16 protein-coding genes are annotated in these 18,977 nt (G+C 33.7%); 9 read left to right on the forward strand and 7 right to left on the reverse strand.

Annotated elements, in window-relative coordinates; all coding sequences use genetic code 11:
• Window positions 1–7: 7 nt before the first annotated feature.
• From EDD66_RS02750 to EDD66_RS02780, 7 genes are all read left to right on the forward strand, one after another.
• Window positions 8–502, forward strand: a complete 495-nt coding sequence (locus EDD66_RS02750) for an NADH-quinone oxidoreductase subunit NuoE family protein (RefSeq protein WP_123608014.1) — start codon at window positions 8–10, stop codon at window positions 500–502.
• 14 nt (window positions 503–516) lie between these two features.
• Complete coding sequence (locus tag EDD66_RS02755; protein ID WP_123608015.1) at window positions 517–1,074, forward strand: ATP-binding protein; 558 nt, start codon at window positions 517–519, stop codon at window positions 1,072–1,074.
• A 121-nt stretch (window positions 1,075–1,195) separates the two neighbouring features.
• Window positions 1,196–1,570 carry a (2Fe-2S) ferredoxin domain-containing protein gene (locus EDD66_RS02760; protein WP_123608016.1) on the forward strand — a complete coding sequence of 125 codons (375 nt, stop codon included), beginning with the start codon at window positions 1,196–1,198 and terminating at the stop codon, window positions 1,568–1,570.
• Between the two features lie 3 nt (window positions 1,571–1,573).
• Window positions 1,574–3,361 carry an NADH-quinone oxidoreductase subunit NuoF gene (locus EDD66_RS02765; RefSeq protein ID WP_123608017.1) on the forward strand — a complete coding sequence of 596 codons (1,788 nt, stop codon included), beginning with the start codon at window positions 1,574–1,576 and terminating at the stop codon, window positions 3,359–3,361.
• Window positions 3,362–3,395: 34 nt separating this feature from the next.
• On the forward strand, window positions 3,396–5,141 hold the full coding sequence (locus EDD66_RS02770; RefSeq protein ID WP_123608018.1) for an NADH-dependent [FeFe] hydrogenase, group A6: 1,746 nt from the start codon (window positions 3,396–3,398) through the stop codon (window positions 5,139–5,141).
• A 126-nt stretch (window positions 5,142–5,267) separates the two neighbouring features.
• Window positions 5,268–5,660, forward strand: coding sequence for a Fur family transcriptional regulator (locus tag EDD66_RS02775; RefSeq protein ID WP_123608019.1), 393 nt, complete (start codon window positions 5,268–5,270; stop codon window positions 5,658–5,660).
• 152 nt (window positions 5,661–5,812) lie between these two features.
• The gene (locus EDD66_RS02780; RefSeq protein ID WP_123608020.1) at window positions 5,813–6,355 is read left to right on the forward strand and encodes an NADH peroxidase; all 543 of its coding nucleotides are present in this window, start codon (window positions 5,813–5,815) and stop codon (window positions 6,353–6,355) included.
• Window positions 6,356–6,580: 225 nt separating this feature from the next.
• Here the strand turns inward: EDD66_RS02780 and EDD66_RS02785 are convergent, their stop codons facing one another.
• On the reverse strand, window positions 6,581–8,173 hold the full coding sequence (locus EDD66_RS02785) for a DEAD/DEAH box helicase (RefSeq protein ID WP_123608021.1): 1,593 nt from the start codon (window positions 8,171–8,173) through the stop codon (window positions 6,581–6,583).
• 463 nt (window positions 8,174–8,636) lie between these two features.
• Here EDD66_RS02785 and EDD66_RS02790 point away from each other — a divergent pair, with 463 nt between their 5' ends.
• A complete protein-coding gene (locus EDD66_RS02790; RefSeq protein WP_123608022.1) occupies window positions 8,637–9,728 on the forward strand; it encodes an HD-GYP domain-containing protein in 1,092 nt (363 codons plus the stop codon).
• 177 nt (window positions 9,729–9,905) lie between these two features.
• On the opposite strand, the gene EDD66_RS02795 is transcribed toward EDD66_RS02790, so the two are convergent.
• From EDD66_RS02795 to EDD66_RS02805, 3 genes are all read right to left on the reverse strand, one after another.
• Window positions 9,906–11,204, reverse strand: a complete 1,299-nt coding sequence (locus EDD66_RS02795) for a UDP-N-acetylglucosamine 1-carboxyvinyltransferase (RefSeq protein WP_123608023.1) — start codon at window positions 11,202–11,204, stop codon at window positions 9,906–9,908.
• A gap of 126 nt (window positions 11,205–11,330) precedes the next feature.
• Window positions 11,331–11,837 (reverse strand): shikimate kinase, encoded by a 507-nt coding sequence (locus EDD66_RS02800; protein ID WP_123608024.1) that lies wholly within the window; start codon window positions 11,835–11,837, stop codon window positions 11,331–11,333.
• Between the two features lie 25 nt (window positions 11,838–11,862).
• Complete coding sequence (locus EDD66_RS02805; protein ID WP_123608025.1) at window positions 11,863–12,432, reverse strand: flavin reductase family protein; 570 nt, start codon at window positions 12,430–12,432, stop codon at window positions 11,863–11,865.
• Window positions 12,433–12,561: 129 nt separating this feature from the next.
• Between EDD66_RS02805 and EDD66_RS02810 the strand changes: the two genes are divergently transcribed.
• Window positions 12,562–12,903 (forward strand): Ig-like domain-containing protein, encoded by a 342-nt coding sequence (locus EDD66_RS02810; RefSeq protein ID WP_123608026.1) that lies wholly within the window; start codon window positions 12,562–12,564, stop codon window positions 12,901–12,903.
• 35 nt (window positions 12,904–12,938) lie between these two features.
• Here EDD66_RS02810 and EDD66_RS02815 read toward each other — a convergent pair whose 3' ends face one another.
• The 3 genes from EDD66_RS02815 to EDD66_RS02825 form a co-directional block, all read right to left on the reverse strand.
• Window positions 12,939–14,597 (reverse strand): putative manganese-dependent inorganic diphosphatase, encoded by a 1,659-nt coding sequence (locus EDD66_RS02815; protein WP_330510797.1) that lies wholly within the window; start codon window positions 14,595–14,597, stop codon window positions 12,939–12,941.
• Between the two features lie 34 nt (window positions 14,598–14,631).
• Entirely contained in the window at window positions 14,632–16,236 is a 1,605-nt protein-coding gene (locus tag EDD66_RS02820) for a hypothetical protein (protein WP_123608028.1), read from the reverse strand.
• Between the two features lie 120 nt (window positions 16,237–16,356).
• Window positions 16,357–18,693 (reverse strand): cyclic nucleotide-binding domain-containing protein, encoded by a 2,337-nt coding sequence (locus EDD66_RS02825; protein ID WP_123608029.1) that lies wholly within the window; start codon window positions 18,691–18,693, stop codon window positions 16,357–16,359.
• Window positions 18,694–18,977: the final 284 nt, after the last annotated feature.

Genomic DNA, 18,977 nt, shown 5'->3' on the forward strand with positions numbered 1-18,977 from the left:
TTTAAAAATGAGTTCCAAAACAAACACAGTCCCTTTTGCAGGAACAAAAGAGCAAGAGTCGGAACTACTTAAAGTCATTAATGCACATAAAGATGACAAAGGTGCTTTAATGCCAATCTTACAACAGGCACAGAACATTTATGGTTACTTACCAATTGAAGTACAAACCATGATATCTAATGAGATGGATATTCCTTTAGAAAAAATCTATGGTGTAGTTACTTTCTATTCACAATTCTCATTAAGCCCAAAAGGAAAGTATAAGATTTCTGTCTGTCTTGGTACCGCTTGCTATGTAAAAGGCTCCGGTGATCTTTACAATAAGTTAAAAGACTTGCTTCACATTGATGGTGGTGAATGTACACCAGATGGTAAATTCTCATTGGAAGCCTGCCGCTGTATTGGTGCATGTGGCCTGGCTCCTGTTCTTACTGTCAATGAAGATGTTTATGGACGATTAACTGTTGACGACATATCTGGTATACTTAAGAAATATGAGTAAGTGATACATAGATTATGATGACAGAACTTTCACTTAATGTATTAGATGTGGCGCAAAATTCTATACGTGCTAAATCGAGCCTTATACAGATAACTGTTTCAATTAATACTATGCAAGATCAATTGTTAATTGAAATACTGGACAACGGTCTCGGCATGTCAAAGGAACAATTAAAAAAAGTAGAAGATCCTTTTTTTACAACACGTACTACCAGGTCGGTGGGACTTGGAATTCCTTTTTTCAAATATGCAGCCCAGAGCACCGGCGGAGTTTTTCGTATCGATTCAGATCCAGGTAAGGGTACCAGTGTGACGGCAATATTTTCACTATCCCATATAGACAGGATGCCCCTTGGAGATATGACAAGTACTGTTCATACTTTAATAACATTTAATACTGATATTGATTTTTTGTATTCTTACACTGTAGATAATAAAAGCTTTATCTTAGACACTCGTGAATTTCGTAAAATCCTTGGTGATGTACCTTTTAACATTCCAGAAATTTCTGAATATATTAAAGATTTTTTACGTGAGAACCAAGATGAAGTTAACAATGGAAGATTTTTTTAATTATGGGTTGATATATCTTATTAATTTGGCATAAATTTATTCGGGCCCTTTTATTTAAATTATGTTTGTCAATTATTTAACAGGATTGACTTAAGTCAAAAAATAACGAGGAGGATACTATATGAAGACTCTAGAAGAGTTAAAAGCAATTAGAGAAAAGATGCAAGGTCAAGTTGGCTTACGTTCTGAAGATGCTAATCAAACAAGAGTTGTTGTTGGTATGGCAACATGTGGAATTGCCAGCGGGGCAAGACCTGTATTGACTACTCTTTCTGATGCAGTTCAGACCAAGAATTTAACTAATATATCTGTTACTCAAACAGGTTGTATTGGTCTATGCCAGTACGAACCTATTGTTGAAGTTATGGAACCAGGTAAAGATAAAGTTACTTATATAAAGATGACACCAGAAAAAGCTCTCGAGGTTTTAGAGCAGCACCTTATTCGCGGTCAGATCGTAAGTAAATACACAATTAATTCCGAAGGGAGGATTTAGAGCATGTATCGTTCACACGTCTTAGTTTGTGGTGGTACTGGATGTACTTCTTCTGGAAGTCATAAGATTATTGATACCCTACAAGCAGAAATAGAGAAAAATGGTCTATCGAAAGAAGTATCTGTGGTACAAACAGGTTGCTTCGGTTTATGTGCGTTAGGACCAATTATGATTATATACCCTGAAGCAACTTTCTACTCAATGGTAAAAGAAGATGATATCCCTGAAATTGTTTCAGAGCACTTGGCAAAAGGTAGAATTGTTACCCGGTTATTATATAATGAAACTGTTACGGAAGATGGCATTAAATCATTAAATGAAACTGATTTTTATAAGAAACAGCACAGAATCGCTTTACGTAACTGTGGTGTCATTAATCCTGAGAATATTGAAGAGTATATTGGTACTCATGGATATGAGGCTTTAGGTAAAGTATTAACTGAATACACACCGGATGAAGTAATCCAAACAATTTTAGACAGTGGTCTTCGTGGCCGTGGAGGCGGCGGCTTCCCTACAGGATTAAAATGGAAACTTGCAAAAGGTAATGATGCAGATCAAAAATATGTATGCTGTAATGCTGACGAAGGGGATCCGGGTGCATTCATGGATCGTTCCGTATTAGAGGGTGATCCTCATGTGGTATTAGAAGCCATGGCAATCGCAGGTTATGCAATTGGTGCCTCTCAAGGTTACATATATGTACGTGCAGAATATCCAATTGCCGTAGATCGTTTAGAGATTGCCATTGCTCAGGCAAGAGAATATGGACTTTTAGGCAAAAACATTTTTGGTACAGATTTCAGCTTTGATATCGGCTTACGTCTCGGTGCAGGTGCATTCGTATGTGGTGAAGAAACAGCTCTTATGACTTCCATCGAAGGTAACCGAGGAGAACCTCGTCCACGTCCTCCATTCCCGGCACAAAAAGGTCTTTTTGGTAAGCCAACCATTTTAAATAACGTTGAAACTTATGCAAATATTCCTCAAATTATATTAAATGGCGCAGAATGGTTTGCAGCGATGGGTACTGAAAAATCAAAAGGAACTAAAGTATTTGCCCTTGGTGGTAAGATCAAAAATACTGGTCTTGTAGAAATTCCTATGGGTACTACATTACGTGAAGTAGTAGAGCAAATCGGCGGCGGCATTCCTAATGGCAAGAAGTTTAAAGCAGCACAAACTGGTGGACCTTCCGGCGGATGTATTCCTGTAGAACATTTTGATATTCCAATCGACTATGATAACCTTATTGAAATTGGATCCATGATGGGTTCCGGTGGTCTTATCGTTATGGATGAAGACAACTGTATGGTAGATATAGCTAAATTCTTCTTAGAATTTACTGTTGATGAATCCTGTGGTAAATGTACACCATGTAGAATTGGTACCAAGAGAATGTATGAAATGCTTGATAAGATTACAAAAGGTCAGGGTACTCTGGAAGATATCGATAAATTAGAAGAATTATGCTATCACATCAAAGAGAATTCTCTTTGTGGTTTAGGCCAAACAGCTCCAAACCCTGTTCTATCTACACTCCGTTACTTTAAAGATGAGTACATAGCTCATGTTGTAGATAAAAAATGTCCAGCCGGAGTATGTAAAGATTTACTCTCCTTCGTAATTGATCCGGATAAATGTAAAGGTTGTACTTTATGTTCAAGAGTATGTCCAAACGGAGCAATTGAAGGCAAAGTAAAAGAAATTCATGTAATATATCAAGATAAATGTGTTAAATGTGGCGCTTGTATGGAAAAATGTAAATTTGGTGCTATTTCCAAACACTAATACCGATAGATTAGATTCTTTAAGGAGGTTAATAATGGAAACCGTAAATATTAAAATAAATGGTGTCGATGTAGCTGCACCAAAGGGTTCAACCATTCTAGAAGCTGCCAGACTGGCTCATATCGATATTCCAACTCTTTGCTATTTAAAAGAGATTAACGAAATTGGTGCCTGCCGTATCTGTGTTGTTGAAGTAAAAGGTGCAAGAAGTCTTGTCGCTTCCTGTGTTTATCCAGTTAACGAGGGAATGGAAGTTTGGACAAATACCCCTAAAGTACTAGAATCAAGAAAGAAGACTTTAGAATTAATTCTTTCTGATCATGACAGAAAATGTTTGTCCTGCGTTAGAAGTGGTAATTGTGAATTACAAAAATTATCAAAAGACTTTGGCGTAGATAACGAAAGCTTATACGATGGCGAAAAGAATGAATATGAAATTGATTATTCGGCGGCTCACATGTATCGCGATAACAATAAATGTATTCTTTGCAGACGTTGTTCTGCTGTTTGTGAAAAGATTCAGGCAGTTGGTGTAATTGGACCAAATGAACGTGGATTTAAGACTACCATTGCATCTGCATTTGATATGGGACTTGGTGATACCAGTTGTGTATCCTGTGGACAATGTATTGCAGTCTGTCCGACTGGAGCAATTTCTGAGAAAGATAATACTGCTGAAGTATTTTCAGCGATTGCAGATCCTGCAAAATATGTTATTGTACAAACCGCTCCATCTGTTCGTGCCGGTCTGGGTGAAGAATTCGGTCTTCCTATTGGCACAAATGTAGAAGGGAAAATGGTAGCTGCTCTTCGCCGTTTAGGCTTTGATAAAGTATTTGATACTGATCTGGCAGCTGATCTTACTATTATGGAAGAAGCTCATGAATTCCTTGACCGTGTACAAAATGGTGGCAAACTTCCCTTAATCACATCTTGTTCTCCAGGATGGATTAAATATTGTGAGCACTATTTCCCAGATATGACAGAGAATTTATCCAGCTGTAAATCACCAATGCAAATGTTTGGTGCAACGATTAAAACTTATTATGCAGAAAAATTAGGTATTGATCCGAAAGATATCTTCTCTGTGGCAATTATGCCATGTACTGCCAAGAAATTTGAAGTTGGCCGTGAAGATCAAGATGCAGCTGGTGTTCCAGATGTGGATGTTTCATTAACCGTTCGCGAACTTAGCAGAATGATTGATCGTGCCGGTATTAACTTCTTATCCCTGCCAGACGAAGATTTTGATCAACCATTAGGTATTTCCACTGGTGCAGCTGTTATCTTTGGTGCAACTGGCGGTGTTATGGAAGCAGCCCTTAGAACTGCTGTTGAAACATTAACAGGAGAAGAATTAGCAAATTTAGATTTTACTGATGTACGAGGCATTGCCGGAATCAAAGAAGCTACTTATAATGTGGCTGGTATGGATGTTAAAGTTGCTGTTGCATCTGGCCTTAGCAATGCAAAAGAGCTTTTAACAAAGGTAGAATCTGGTGAAGCTGATTATCACTTTATTGAAATCATGGGATGCCCTGGTGGATGTGTAAATGGTGGTGGTATGCCTCAGGTACCTGCAAGCATCAGAAACTTTACAGATGTTAGATCACTACGCGCTAAAGTATTATATGATTTAGATTCTTCTATGAAGTATAGAAAATCTCATGAAAATCCTGCCGTGAAAGAATTATACGATACTTACTTTGGAAAACCAGGTAGCCATAAAGCTCATGAAATTTTACACACAACTTATGTAAAGAGAACGATTAATCAATAATTAATTTAAACAGCGTGTTATATACACGCTGTTTTTTAATTATATTATTTACCAATTATTTTCATTGACAGAAAAGCCATTATCAATTATTATAATAGTAACTATTACTATTTTAAGGAGGTTACTATGGCCACTACTATAAAATTTAGCAGACAGCGGGAAGCAATTAAAGAGTATTTATTCCATACTAAAGAACATCCTACTGCTGATACCATATATATGCATATAAGAGAACAATACCCTAACATAAGTTTAGGTACGGTTTACCGTAATTTAAATTTTTTATTAGAGCAGGGTGAAATTATTAAAGTTGAATGCGGTGACGGATGCGACCATTTTGATGGTAATAGAGAACCCCATAATCATTTTATATGTAAAGAATGTCACAAATTACTTGATCTTGAAATGGAATCGATCGATCAGATTAATGCCATAGCAAATGTCGGCTTTAATGGAGATATTGAAGGTCATGTTACTTATTTCTATGGTATATGTGAAGAATGTAAAAAAAATAAATAATTTTTAAAACTTTACTTGACATTTCTCAAGTAAAGTTTTATTATATGTATATAACAGTAATGATTACTATTATTAGTTTATTAATTATTACTTTGAATCAGACAATCTCTGATTGCACAAAAATTAAATTCATAATTAAAGGAGAATAAAAAATGAGTAAATATGTATGTCAAATCTGTGGATATGTTCATGAAGGGGATTCTGCTCCAGAAGCCTGTCCAATCTGTAAAGCACCTGCTGAGAAATTCACATTGCAAGATGGTGAAATGGCTTGGGCTGATGAACATGTAGTAGGTGTTGCACAAGGTGTCAGCGAAGATATTATTAAAGATTTAAGAGATAATTATACTGGAGAATGTACTGAAGTCGGTATGTACTTAGCAATGGCAAGAGTAGCATTCAGGGAAGGATATCCTGAAATCGGTATGTATTATGAAAAAGCTGCATATGAAGAAGCAGAGCATGCTGCTAAATTTGCTGAATTACTTGGTGAAGTAGTCACTAATAGTACAAAGAAAAATCTACAATTACGTGTAGATGCTGAAAATGGAGCTTGTGCTGGCAAGAAAGATTTAGCTTCCAGAGCAAAAGCGGCTAACCTTGATGCCATCCATGATACGGTTCATGAAATGGCCAAGGATGAAGCAAGACATGGTAAAGCATTCAAAGGATTACTGGATAGATATTTTGCATAAGTTCTCTTATACATATATCTGTTTTAGATTTATAGATGTAACTCTCCCTTTAGAAGAGGGAGACACCAGTTACTATGCCCCTTGATAAGTAAGCCGGCATTCAGATATAATTCAAATTTTATCTGAATCAAGCTTTACTTAATATACACCTTTTTAATTTTCCCTATCATAAAAGCAAGAGAGTGAATCCACCCAGTTCACTCTCTTGTTTTGCTTTTTGCTTATTTATTTTTGATTTGCAGGTTCAATATTAATACTTTTACCCTTAATCTTAGCTTCGCCCATGACTCTTATAACATCTGAAGCATATTCTCTTGGGACTTCAACAAATGTATATTTATCATACATATCAATTGATCCAATGAGCTTTCCTGGCATTCCGGTTTCGCCGGCAATAGCACCAAGAATATCACCTGGTCTTGCATTTTGTTTCTTACCTATATTGATAAATAAACGAACCATCCCTGCTTCTGCTCCTGTATTTCCGAAATCTTCATAGTTGGGGTTGTTCTGCTCAATCTGTTCACTTTCACCCATGCTCAATTTAAGAAATGCGGCCGCTACATCTAAAGATGTGTAATCTTCCCGATTTACTCTTTCTTCAATGATATCAATCATTTTCGATAAATCTTCATTTTCTATCACATTATTAATCTTATCAAGTAATTTTTCTGCTTTCGTACTTGCAACATCATTGATGGATGGTATAGGCTGCGCTATAATTTTTGTTTTACAATATCTTTGTATATCTTTCAATTTATAAACTTCTTTACCTACAACAAAAGTAAATGCTCTACCAGTCCTGCCTGCACGTCCTGTACGTCCAATACGATGCACATAATACTCATCATCCTGTGGAATATCATAGTTAAATACCGCTTCTACGTCATCTACGTCGATTCCTCTTGCAGCTACATCTGTAGCTACCAAAATCTCCGTTTTACCATTTCTAAAACCATTCATTACACGATCACGCTGCTGCTGTTTTAAATCTCCATGAAGTCCATCCGCAAAATAACCTCTTCCTTGAAGTGCTGTTACTAATTCATCAACCTGACGCTTAGTATTACAAAATACCAGAGATAATTTGGGATCATACATATCAAGGAGTCTTGATAATACTTCTTCCTTATTTTTAGGCTTCACTTCATAATAATATTGTTCAATCTTAGGTACTGTAAGTTCTTTCTTCACTACTTTTATAACAGTTGCATCTTTTTGATATGTCCTTGCAATATCCATAATTGGTTTTGGCATCGTAGCTGAGAATAAAACTGTTTGTCTCTCTTCAGGCATTTCTTTAAGAATTGTCTCAATATCTTCGCGAAATCCCATATTCAGCATTTCATCTGCTTCATCAAGTACAATCATTTTAACATGATCAAATTTTACTGTTTTTCTTCTCATGTGATCCATTACTCTACCAGGAGTACCAATCACTACTTGCGTACCTGCTTTTAACGAACGAATCTGTTTCGATATCTCTTGTCCGCCATAAATAGGTAAAACTTTAATTCCATGCAAGAACTTGGCCAGCTTTCTTATTTCTTCCGCAACCTGTATCGCTAATTCTCTTGTTGGACATAATACAACTGCTTGCAGATTCTTACTTTTGGTATCAATGCTCTGTAATAGAGGAATTCCAAAAGCTGCCGTTTTTCCTGTTCCTGTTTGTGCCTGACCAACAATATCCTGTCCGGTCAATACTGCCGGAATTGCTTTCGCCTGAATTGGACTTGCTTGTTCAAATCCCATCTCTAATATTGCTTTTAATATTGGTTCTGCAATCTCTAATTCTTCAAATCTAATTGTTTCCATTCATTATTTCCTTCCTTGTTTCGCTTTTGCTCTTTAAGCATCAGTCTAAGAAAATATATTACTTTTATTTTAAAAATCTACAAAAAAAACTCTTGGTCTTATTGACGAAGAGTATTCTATCATCCTACACTAATCCTTATACTCTAAACATTTTGCCTAGAGAACACACCTTGACCAATATATCACAGTAGGATGATGTTTGTCAAGAAATGATATCATATATTTATTATTTCATTTAAAGATTATCCATTTTTATATTTTTTATACTTTATATTTCTCTTATACAAATGACATGAATATACATTTTATTTGTGAATTTTACAAATACTTGAGTATGTTTTTAGTAATTTTCTACATATTTTTCAGATATACAACAAATTTACCTATTTTTAATTGACAATTGACAAGACAGTTCTTATACTATTATATAGGGAATGGTAAAATTATCATACGAGGTGGAACTATGTTATGCAAAAAAATACTGGCAAGTGAAGCAGTACCAGGCATGATTGCTGCTGACGATGTTTATACATTTAACAACATCTTAATTATTGGGAAAAATACATGTTTGACAGACCGTATCATTACTAGATTAAAATTCTATTCAGTTTTTGAAATTTCGGTATTTATTGAAGATGAAGTAAAAGTCAACGATATAAATCTCCAATCTACAGAATCAAAACTCCATGCAGCACAGATAAGAAAAACTCCGGAATTTCGTAAATTTGTTACATCTTTTAAAGATAATGTAAATGATTTTAAGACTACGATTGATGATGTTGTTTTGAATGACACAGATTTTAACCTTGACCAATTATTAGATCATACAAATAAAGTATTATCAGAAAGCCGCAATGGTTTACATGTTTTAAATATGCTTCATAGTACAAGGAAGTTTGATGACCTTACATACGTTCATTCACTGAATGTTTCTTTGATATGCAATGTATTTGGAGGCTGGTTGAAACTTCCGGACGAAGATATACGTGTCTTGACGACTTGTGGTTTACTTCATGATATAGGTAAAATTAAAGTACCTGCAAAAATTATTAAAAAACCATCTAAACTTACAGATGTTGAATTTCTGGCTGTTAAAATGCATACCATCAAAGGTTATAATATCCTTAAAAATAAGACTCTGGATCAAAGAATAATTAATTCCGCGTTAATGCATCACGAGCGCTGTGATGGAAGTGGTTATCCAAATGCATTGATTGGAGATCAAATAGATGACTTCGCAAAGATAGTTGCCATAGCTGATGTATATGATGCCATGACTTCTGCCAGGGTATACAGGGGGCCTTTATGCCCATTTGAAGTAATTGAACTTTTTGAGGCAGAGGGATATCAAAAATATGATCCTCATTATCTTCTGACTTTTCTTGATGGAATCGTTCAGACATATATGCATAACGATGTGCGATTAAGCACTGGACAAAAAGGGAAGATTGTAATGCTTAATAAAAATGCATTGACAAAACCAATCATACAGATTGGTAAATCATTCATCGATTTATCAAAGCATCCTGACATATCAATAATGGAAGTAATATAACCATTTTTATCCCCCAAACCGGCTTCTTGGACCACAAGTAGTGTCTATGCAGGCCGAGATTCACTGGATCTTTCACTTAACAAATATTAAATAGGACTATCTTTTAAAATACAGCCTATTTCGAATTTAATCCTAATAGGCTGTACCTTAAAAAATAGTCCTTATATATTATTATAATCAGCTGACTTTTAATTTAAATTTTTTAACGGCTTTCTCATCTTCTATATCTACCTTTTCCATACGAGCTCCCAGACCTTGTAACTTCTCATCAAAATCTTCGTATCCTCTTTCAATATATTCAATTTGATCAACAATGGTAAATCCCTCTGCTACTAATCCGGCAATGACTAAGGCTGCACCTGCTCTCAAATCCGGAGCACTTACAACAGCACCTGTTAATCCCTTAACTCCATCGATAATAGCTGAATTACCTTCCACTTTAACAGTTGCTCCCATTCTTGACAGTTCATCTACATATTTAAATCTATTTTCAAAGATACTTTCTGTTACAATACTTGTCCCTTTTGATACAGCCAATAAACTGGCCATCTGTGGCTGCATATCTGTTGGGAACCCGGGATATGGCAATGTCTTGATATGAGTATGACCCAATCTTTTTGTGGCAACAACTCGAACAGAATCATCAAATTCTTCAACCTGAGCACCAATTTCTACGAGTTTGGCAGTAATTGCTTCTAAATGCTTTGGTATTACATTCTTGACTAGAACATCTCCGTGTGTTGCTGCAGCAGCCAGCATAAAAGTGCCTGCTTCAATCTGATCTGGAATAATAGAATATTCACTTCCTTTTAATTCTTTCACTCCGGTAATCTTAATTACATCGGTACCAGCACCTTTAATATCTGCACCCATACTGTTTAAAAAATTGGCTACATCTACAATGTGTGGCTCTTTCGCCGCATTTTCCAGTGTAGTTTTACCATCTGCTAAACATGAAGCCAGCATAATATTAATAGTTGCTCCCACGCTTACCACATCCAGGTAAATATGTTTACCTATTAATTCTTTGGCATGGGCATCTATCATACCATGTTCAATATTAACTTTTGCCCCTAATGCTTCAAATCCTTTAATATGTTGATCAATTGGCCTGCTGCCAATATTACATCCACCAGGAAGTGCTACTTGAGCTTTTTTATATTTTCCTAATAATGCACCTAATAAGTAATAAGATGCACGTATTTTGCGGATAAATTCATAATCAATACTTACAGAACCAATTTGACTTCCATTTATTTTAACTATATTGCTATTTACTCTTTCAACTTTAGCTCCAATTCCCTCTATAGCCTGTAATAAGACATTGATATCTCTAACATTGGGTAAATTTTCTATTGTTACGGTATCATTAGTCATGATTGCTGCTGCCAAAATTCCTAACGCGGCATTCTTTGCCCCACCAATCGTAACTTCACCAACTAATGGCCTTCCACCCTTAATTATATATTGCTCCATTGCGCACCTCTGATTTTATTATAAAATGGACATAATACGTCACTCTAATTGTTTATTTTTTTCTAAATATGATTATACCACAAAGTTTAAATTTGTAAACTTTTAATTGTGTAATTCCTAACAATCTTATTTGGTATATATTTCTACTTCATTTTTAATCTTTTCCATAACGGATTCTATATCCATATTTTCTGCATCTATTATAATATGAGCACACTTCTCATATAAAGGACATCTTTCCAAATATAAATCTTTTAAACTCTGATTTTCCTTTAAAACAACTCCTCTCTTTTTAATATTTCCAAGCCTTTTTTGTACTGTCTCAAAACTTAGCTTTATGTATACGACGATCCCTGTTTCTCTAAAATGCTCCATCGCCTTTTCGCCATATACTACACTTCCTCCAGGGGATATTACTGCCTTGGTGGCCTGAATGCTTTGATTAATTCTGTCTTCAATCTTTATGAAATTTTCTAGTCCTTCTTCTTTAATAATATCTTTTAAAAGTCTATTTTCTCTTTCCTGTATCACTAAATCGGTATCTATGAACTGAAATCCTAATACCTTTGCTAATATAACTCCTATTGTGCTTTTTCCCGCACCTGGCATCCCAATTAATACTATATTTTTCATTATAAAACCTCATATATCCTATAACTTATTTTGCCCGTTTTTTCACAGAGTAACCAAAACTGCCTAAACGTTCTCCCAGAGAATAATATTCTCCATGTGAGTAAACAATGGGGTTTGCTTTATCTAGTTCAAATTTATTATTTTTATTCATAAATTTACCATCTACATTGACTCCAACAACCTCTCCAATAAACATATCATGAGATCCCAATGGAATAATATCTTTTACCCTGCATTCAATATTTACTGGTGATTCCTTAATCATTGGTGCACTAACGATCTTTCCAGGTTCCTGTGTCAAATCCATTTCTTTAAACTTATCTACGTCCCGACCTGATCTAACACCACAAAAATCCACTTTTTTTACTAATTCTTTCGTGGTCAGATTAATAACAAATTCGCCTGAATTCTTTATGATATCATAAGAATAACGCTCTGGTCTTACTGATATATACACCATAGATGGATTGGTACAGATTGTTCCTGTCCAGGCTACGGTTATGATATTGGCTTTATGATCTTTATCTTTACAGCTAACCATTACAACTGGCAGAGGATAGACCATATTTCCCGGTTTCCAAAATTCTTTCGACATAATAATTTCCTTTTTTTACATATAATAATTTCAATTAGATCTATTAACATTTTATCATGAAATGCCGAAATATTATACATACTTTAATATTAATTTGGATTAGCTTTAAAACAAAAGAGGTGATGCTAGATGCAAATGAATTATCTTGATATCCAATCTTCTTCTGGTATTGTTAAAGAAAAAATCAAACAGAACTTAAAATTTAAAACAGGTAAATTCGTGTGGCGAATTAAATTTAACATTCCCTTAAATCCCCAAAGTGTAAACAATGTGAATTTATACGTGACAACTCTTAACCAAGCTCCCTTAAAGACAGCTATCCGTTATGATGCTGTTAATAATTGTATAGAAATAGAACCACTTGAACCTTATGCCCAGAATGAATCCTATATTTTACATGTTACTAAAAATGTAAAATCGAAAGGTGGGAAAAAATTAAATAGTGACGTACGGATTCAGTTTAAATTTTGACCTGTAATCCCCAATATGATTATATTGGGGATTTTTTAATTATCTTTTTGAAGAGATGACATAAGTGCCGGTATTAATTGTTTCTTTCTGGATACCACACCTTTTAAGAATATCTTATCATTTTCCTCACGGATTCTAAAGGCATCCCTCACTACTTCCTTGGCACCATTACCTTCGAAAAGCAGCTCTGTTGATTCTTCTATAATATTGGTTAACATAAAGAATATCATTGATACTTCATGGTCTCTAAATGCTTTTTCCATATAAGGAACCAGTTTTCCTTTAATTGCCTCAAGCTCATCTGCATTCATGGAATTAATTTGTCCAACTCCAAACACCACATCACTTGCTGTAAATTTCTTAAAATCTTGATAGAAAATTTCTTCAGGGGATCTATTTAGCAGATTACTTCCTGCTGCAAACATTTCTTTCGCATACTCCGCCACGTCTATACCAGCAATTTTTGCTAAATCTTCTGCTGCCTCTTTATCGACTGCAGTACAAGTTGGAGAACGGTATACTAACGTATCTGATATAATCGCTGAACATAATAACCCTGCAATATTAGGCTCAATTGACACATTATTCTCCCTATACATTTGATAGATAATAGTGGCTGTACATCCAAGTGGCTGATTACGAAAGAATACCGGGCTCATTGTTTCAATGCTGCCAAGTCTATGATGATCTATTATTTCCAGAACCTCTGCTTCTTCAAGCCCATCTACAGCCTGTGATTTTTCATTATGATCCACTAAAATTAAAGGTTTTCTTTTGGCTCCTAATAAATTACGTCTGGAGATCATACCTATTAGTTTTCCTTCTCCATCTACGATGGGGAAATCCCTAAAACGCTTTTTTGCCATGATTTCTCTTATTTCATCGATAAAATGATCTTTTGTAAATGTAATTAAATCCTCATTTCTCATAAAGAAATTAATTGGCATACTTTGATTGATCAATCTGGCTACTGTAAATGTATCATATGGAGTTCTAATTATGGTACATGCCTTATCTTGTGCTAACTTGGTGATTGTCTTGGAAATCGTTGCGCCTTCACATACGATAACACAGTCTGCATTCATTTCAATAGCGCATAATTGTGACTCATAGCGATTTCCTAAAATCACTACATCATGCTCTTCAATATAATTTTCCATCATATCCGGATTTGCTGCTGCAATTAAGACTTTGCCTTGGGATAGATAAGCATTTTTATCTCCAACAATGATTTCACCATTTAATGTTTCAATAATATTTATATATGGTGTTTTTGCTGTTGCCAATACTTTGTTGTCATATATATCCATATATGACCGTGCAATATCACCTATAGTAATGAGACCTTCTAAAACTTCACCCTCTTTTACAATCGGTAATGTTGAAATATTATTTTCACTCATATATTCCCAGGCTTTCTTTAAAGATATATTATTCTTTGCCCCTTCAACCTGCCTTATTTCAACATCTCTGACTTGTGTTCGTACATCCGGAAGATATCCTGGTGGATTCATCTTAAATCGATCTAATACAAATCTTGTTTCCGAATTAATTTGACCGGCCCTCTTTGCCTTATACATACCTCCAGTTATTTTCCTCTTTAATTCAGCATATGCAATAGCTGAACATATTGAATCTGTATCAGGATTAATATGCCCAATTACATATATTGTTTGACTTGTACCTGTTTCCATCATATTCCTCCTTTTATATTGTTCAAAAAGGCTATTAATCAAATATCAAATCTTCTGCTTTGATTTTAAATAAATCCAGCTTCTCATAATCCCCTTTTTCTGCAATTTTGCCTAGATTTAATATACCTCTTTGCTCTGCTAATTCTTTTCCTTTATTTACGACCTGGAATAAGCCACCTAATCTTTCCTCTGGCTTTTTCTTCTTGATAAGTTTATTCCCTATCTCATATAATTTTATCTTTGCATCTTCATCAAGTACATATTCTTCTTTTAATAAGGATTCCGTTACAAAGTTTATTAATTCTTCCAAACCATATTCCGGGATATCTATTCTTTGATGTATTAGTTTTAATAGCTCTGGATTATCTAATATTAATTGGTTCATTTCCTCTATTTTATCTTCTAATATGACAATAATTTCTTCTCCAAATTGATTCATAAGGCAGATTAATTGTTCTAAAGATGCATAGCTTAACGAACCTGCATTTTCAACAATTAAGCATCTTCCTAAAAGCTTTTCATATTTCTCTTCTAAATTCAGCTGGTTTAATTTATTGCTCTCTATTTTAGCAATTTTAGCTGTCTTAATATAACCCATCTTAAAGAAAGCTGTCAATAGTTTTTTTGCAAGACTCGTTTTTCCACACCTATCCAAACCTGTAATAATCAGGTGTTTGTTCGTTTCTGAATAATTTTCCAGGACAGTAATAATTTGCTCCTTCAAACCATCTACTTCCAGAAAACTGCCCAGAATGTTCTTTAACTTAGTGTCTTCTATTTTAATATTAATATCATCATACTCTTGTGCCTCTTTAATTATTTCAGTATTATTTTCTTCTGCTTTACTTATATTAATTTGATCTATTTTGTTTTCTTCTTCCTTATTTATATCAGTTTCTTCTGTTCTGCCTTCTGCTTCTTGATTTATATCAGTTTCTTCTGTTCTGCCTTCTGCTTCTTGATTTATATCAGTTTCTTCTGTTCTGCCTTCTGCTTCTTGATTTATATTAATTTCTTCTGTTTTATCTTCTTTCTCCTGCTTTTTGGCACACAGGGCATCCATTGTTTCATAATCACCCAAATAATATTCTTTTAATAATTTTGCCTTTTCAACAATAATTCCTTCCCCAAACCAAAGCACTATATCATTACATTCTTTAATGCATTTCTCTTTATTTCCTGATTTATGATATAATTTGGCAAGCTCATAAGACCATTCTTCCATATATTCCTGTACTTTTAATTCTTCAAGATCTTTGATTAATTGATCATAAGGCTTATTTGCTGCTTTATCTAGCCTATATTTTAACACAAAGCGGTCAATGTCATCTGGGGCAATTATTAAATATTCCTTATAAAATTTCTCTGCTTCCTCTAAATATTTCATTTTAATAAAAATAGTAACAAGATAGTGAATTACTCTTCTTGTCTTATTTTTATTGTAAATTTCCAATAATATATTTTTAGCTTCCATATAGTGTTTGTTTTTCTCATAAATAAAGGCGAATAAACTTAAATCTTTTACCGTTTTAAATTTACTTATATCTATTGTATTTAACACATCTAAAGCTTCTTCATATTGATCTTCATTCACTAACTTTTTAATTTCGGTCATTTTTAGATTTGTTACTCTATCCATATCTTTACCTTATATAGGATTTCGATTTAAGTCCCATATTTACCTTTCTAAATATTTTTGTCCTATAAACTACTTATGCAAGAATACCCACAACCAAAGTCGTGGGTATATAAGTTAAGTCTATAGATCATTATAATATTTTTGAGTTTCTTCCACTTCAACAGGGACTTCTATTCCTTCTTTTATTAATGCCCTGATCCGCAAATCATAATCTTTTATTTTCTTTGTTTTTTCTCTATTATACCTGGCCATACTTTCTTCAAATAACGGTTGAAGCATCATTTTCTCTCTAATGGATTTTGAAAATGGACAATATGTGGAAAGAATTTCTCTGACTGGTTTATTTAGCCTTATGGCTCCTTGTGATTCATTTTTAACCCACAGAATATAGTCAATTAAAAAAATCTCTCTCATATTATTCTTTCCTTTTTGAATCTGAAGCTTAAGTTTTTCTCTTTTTTCTTCTGTTAATTCTCTGTTTTTTCTATAAAACTGAATGTAATCTACATACTCAGATGTTAATGATCTCTCTTTTATATTATTCCATGCAGTTCCCTGTATTGTACGGCATAACTCAAAGCGGAATCTTCCAAGTGCTTTGATAAACAGATCCGTCAAATCACTTTCACAGAAAATAGGAAATAAGAATCTGCCACTTGTATCTCTCTTCTTTCCGTCAATTTCCTGCCACATAACAGAGTTCACACCAACTGTTGGCAAAAGGATAATATCTGGGAATACCTGTTTCATAATATATTCTTTTTTGATTCCCTTTTCTTTATCATAATATAAAACTTCTCTATAAAAAACAGAATAATCGATCTCAAGAAGTTGAATTAATGTTGTATTTACTTTATCCGTTGTTAAAAAAGTTTTGCTAAAAGATCCATTCATGTTCTCTTTATAAAGAATAGGCACAAAAATACTAATTTGTCCATTAGCAAGTCTATTATTATATCGGAACATATTTTTAATCTCATATTCTACTTTGCGAATTGGATTTGTCAGATATTCTTTCTCTTCTTTTTCAGAAACTTTCTGTGTTTTCTTTATTTCCCTGAGATTTTCTGCATAATCTAAATCAAATTCACTTTTAGAAGGTTCTTTTCTTCCCTCATAAATTTCAATTAACCAGTCCTTTATGTTGTATACTTTACAAGGTCCCTTTCTATTATTTTCATCCTGCAAATAATAGAGTTCAATACATTGATCTTTTGTTAGAAGATTTTCATCCATAAAACCATATTTTAAGAACATGTCAATTACTTTTCCAGCGTTATCATCCTTATATGCCTTTAAAAATACTTTTTGATAAATCTCATAAAAAGCTTCTGATATTCTTCTTCTAAGTGTCCTGATCTTATCTTCCGTAGATGTTTTATCAACTAAATTATTAAAATTGATAATTAACTTCGTAACTTCTTGTGCCCTACCCTCTTCCAGTTCTGAATAATCAAGAATTTGTTTTAAAGAATCCTTCATATCATTCATAGCTGTTTCTGCATCCTGGTTTGTATATTTCATCTGTGTTTCTGTGCTTACAGAATCTTTTTTACCGCCAGTGATCAGCATGAAATAGATTTCTTCCATCTTCTCTCTGTCTGCATCCAGTTTATATCCTGATTTCTCTACAAATAGCTTTTCAGTACTATTAATATGCTCAACAATTTCATCTATCATAGATAGGAGTTCTTCATTTCTTCCGCCATTAGAAGCAATATCAAGTGCAAGTTTGGCAATTGTTTTATATAAACAATCCGTATCTTTATTAATTAGTGCTTCAAAAAACTTGCTGATAAACGTAACTAATTGGATACATTCTTTATTCTGTAATCCAATAATTTCAGATTGATCACTCACATGATATAATGTAACCTGATTGCTATAGGAAAAGAAATCTTTTTGAATATCATTAGGAATTTTAGTACACTCCACATAATAGTTTATTTTATTTCTATCAAGAATATTATCTGAATCATAATTTTCAATTTCAGAGATTCCTCTGATAGAAACGGGGGTAAACCCGCTCTGTCTGCATATTCTGATATAATCCTCATACTTTTCTTTCACGAACATATATATACTATCCGCACATTTTCTAAGTGCTGTCTCTGTTTTATTAAGCTCAAAAAGATATTTGTTTAAATATGCTACCATAAGACCACTATAATCTTTATTCACATTTATAATATTCTCAATTTCTTCAATACTGGTAATGGGAAAAACATAAATTACAAGATTCTCATATGCAATGTAATTACTAACAAAATTTCCTTGATAAAAATCGCTGACACCAAGAAAACTACCCGATCCCATAAGAGTCTTTATCCCATTATTATAGACAAGAACTCTTCCTTTTAGAATTAAACTTATGGTATTTACTTTCTGATTTTGTTCATATAGGAATGAACCTTTTGTAATTTGGTTTACCGCATTTAAGTTAAGATTCGTTGCCATTTAGTCACCTCTATAGAATTAAGTTCATATACTTTTTTCTATTTTTCTCCCTTAATCTAATCTTATTATAATGCTTAATCTAACCTTATTATAATCCATATTTGCTATTACGGAAAGCAAAAATTTCCCTAATACGATAAAATTCGATTCTAATAGGACTAAATTACCATAAAATTCCCAGTCTTATGGAGCGATATCTGATGTCTTTGAAGAATATGTATCTATTCATATAATTATATACTTTCATACATTACCGGCATGGACTTTCCTATAATAAAAAAACC

The organism is Mobilisporobacter senegalensis (assembly GCF_003752155.1).
Lineage (GTDB): Bacteria > Bacillota > Clostridia > Lachnospirales > Lachnospiraceae > Mobilisporobacter > Mobilisporobacter senegalensis.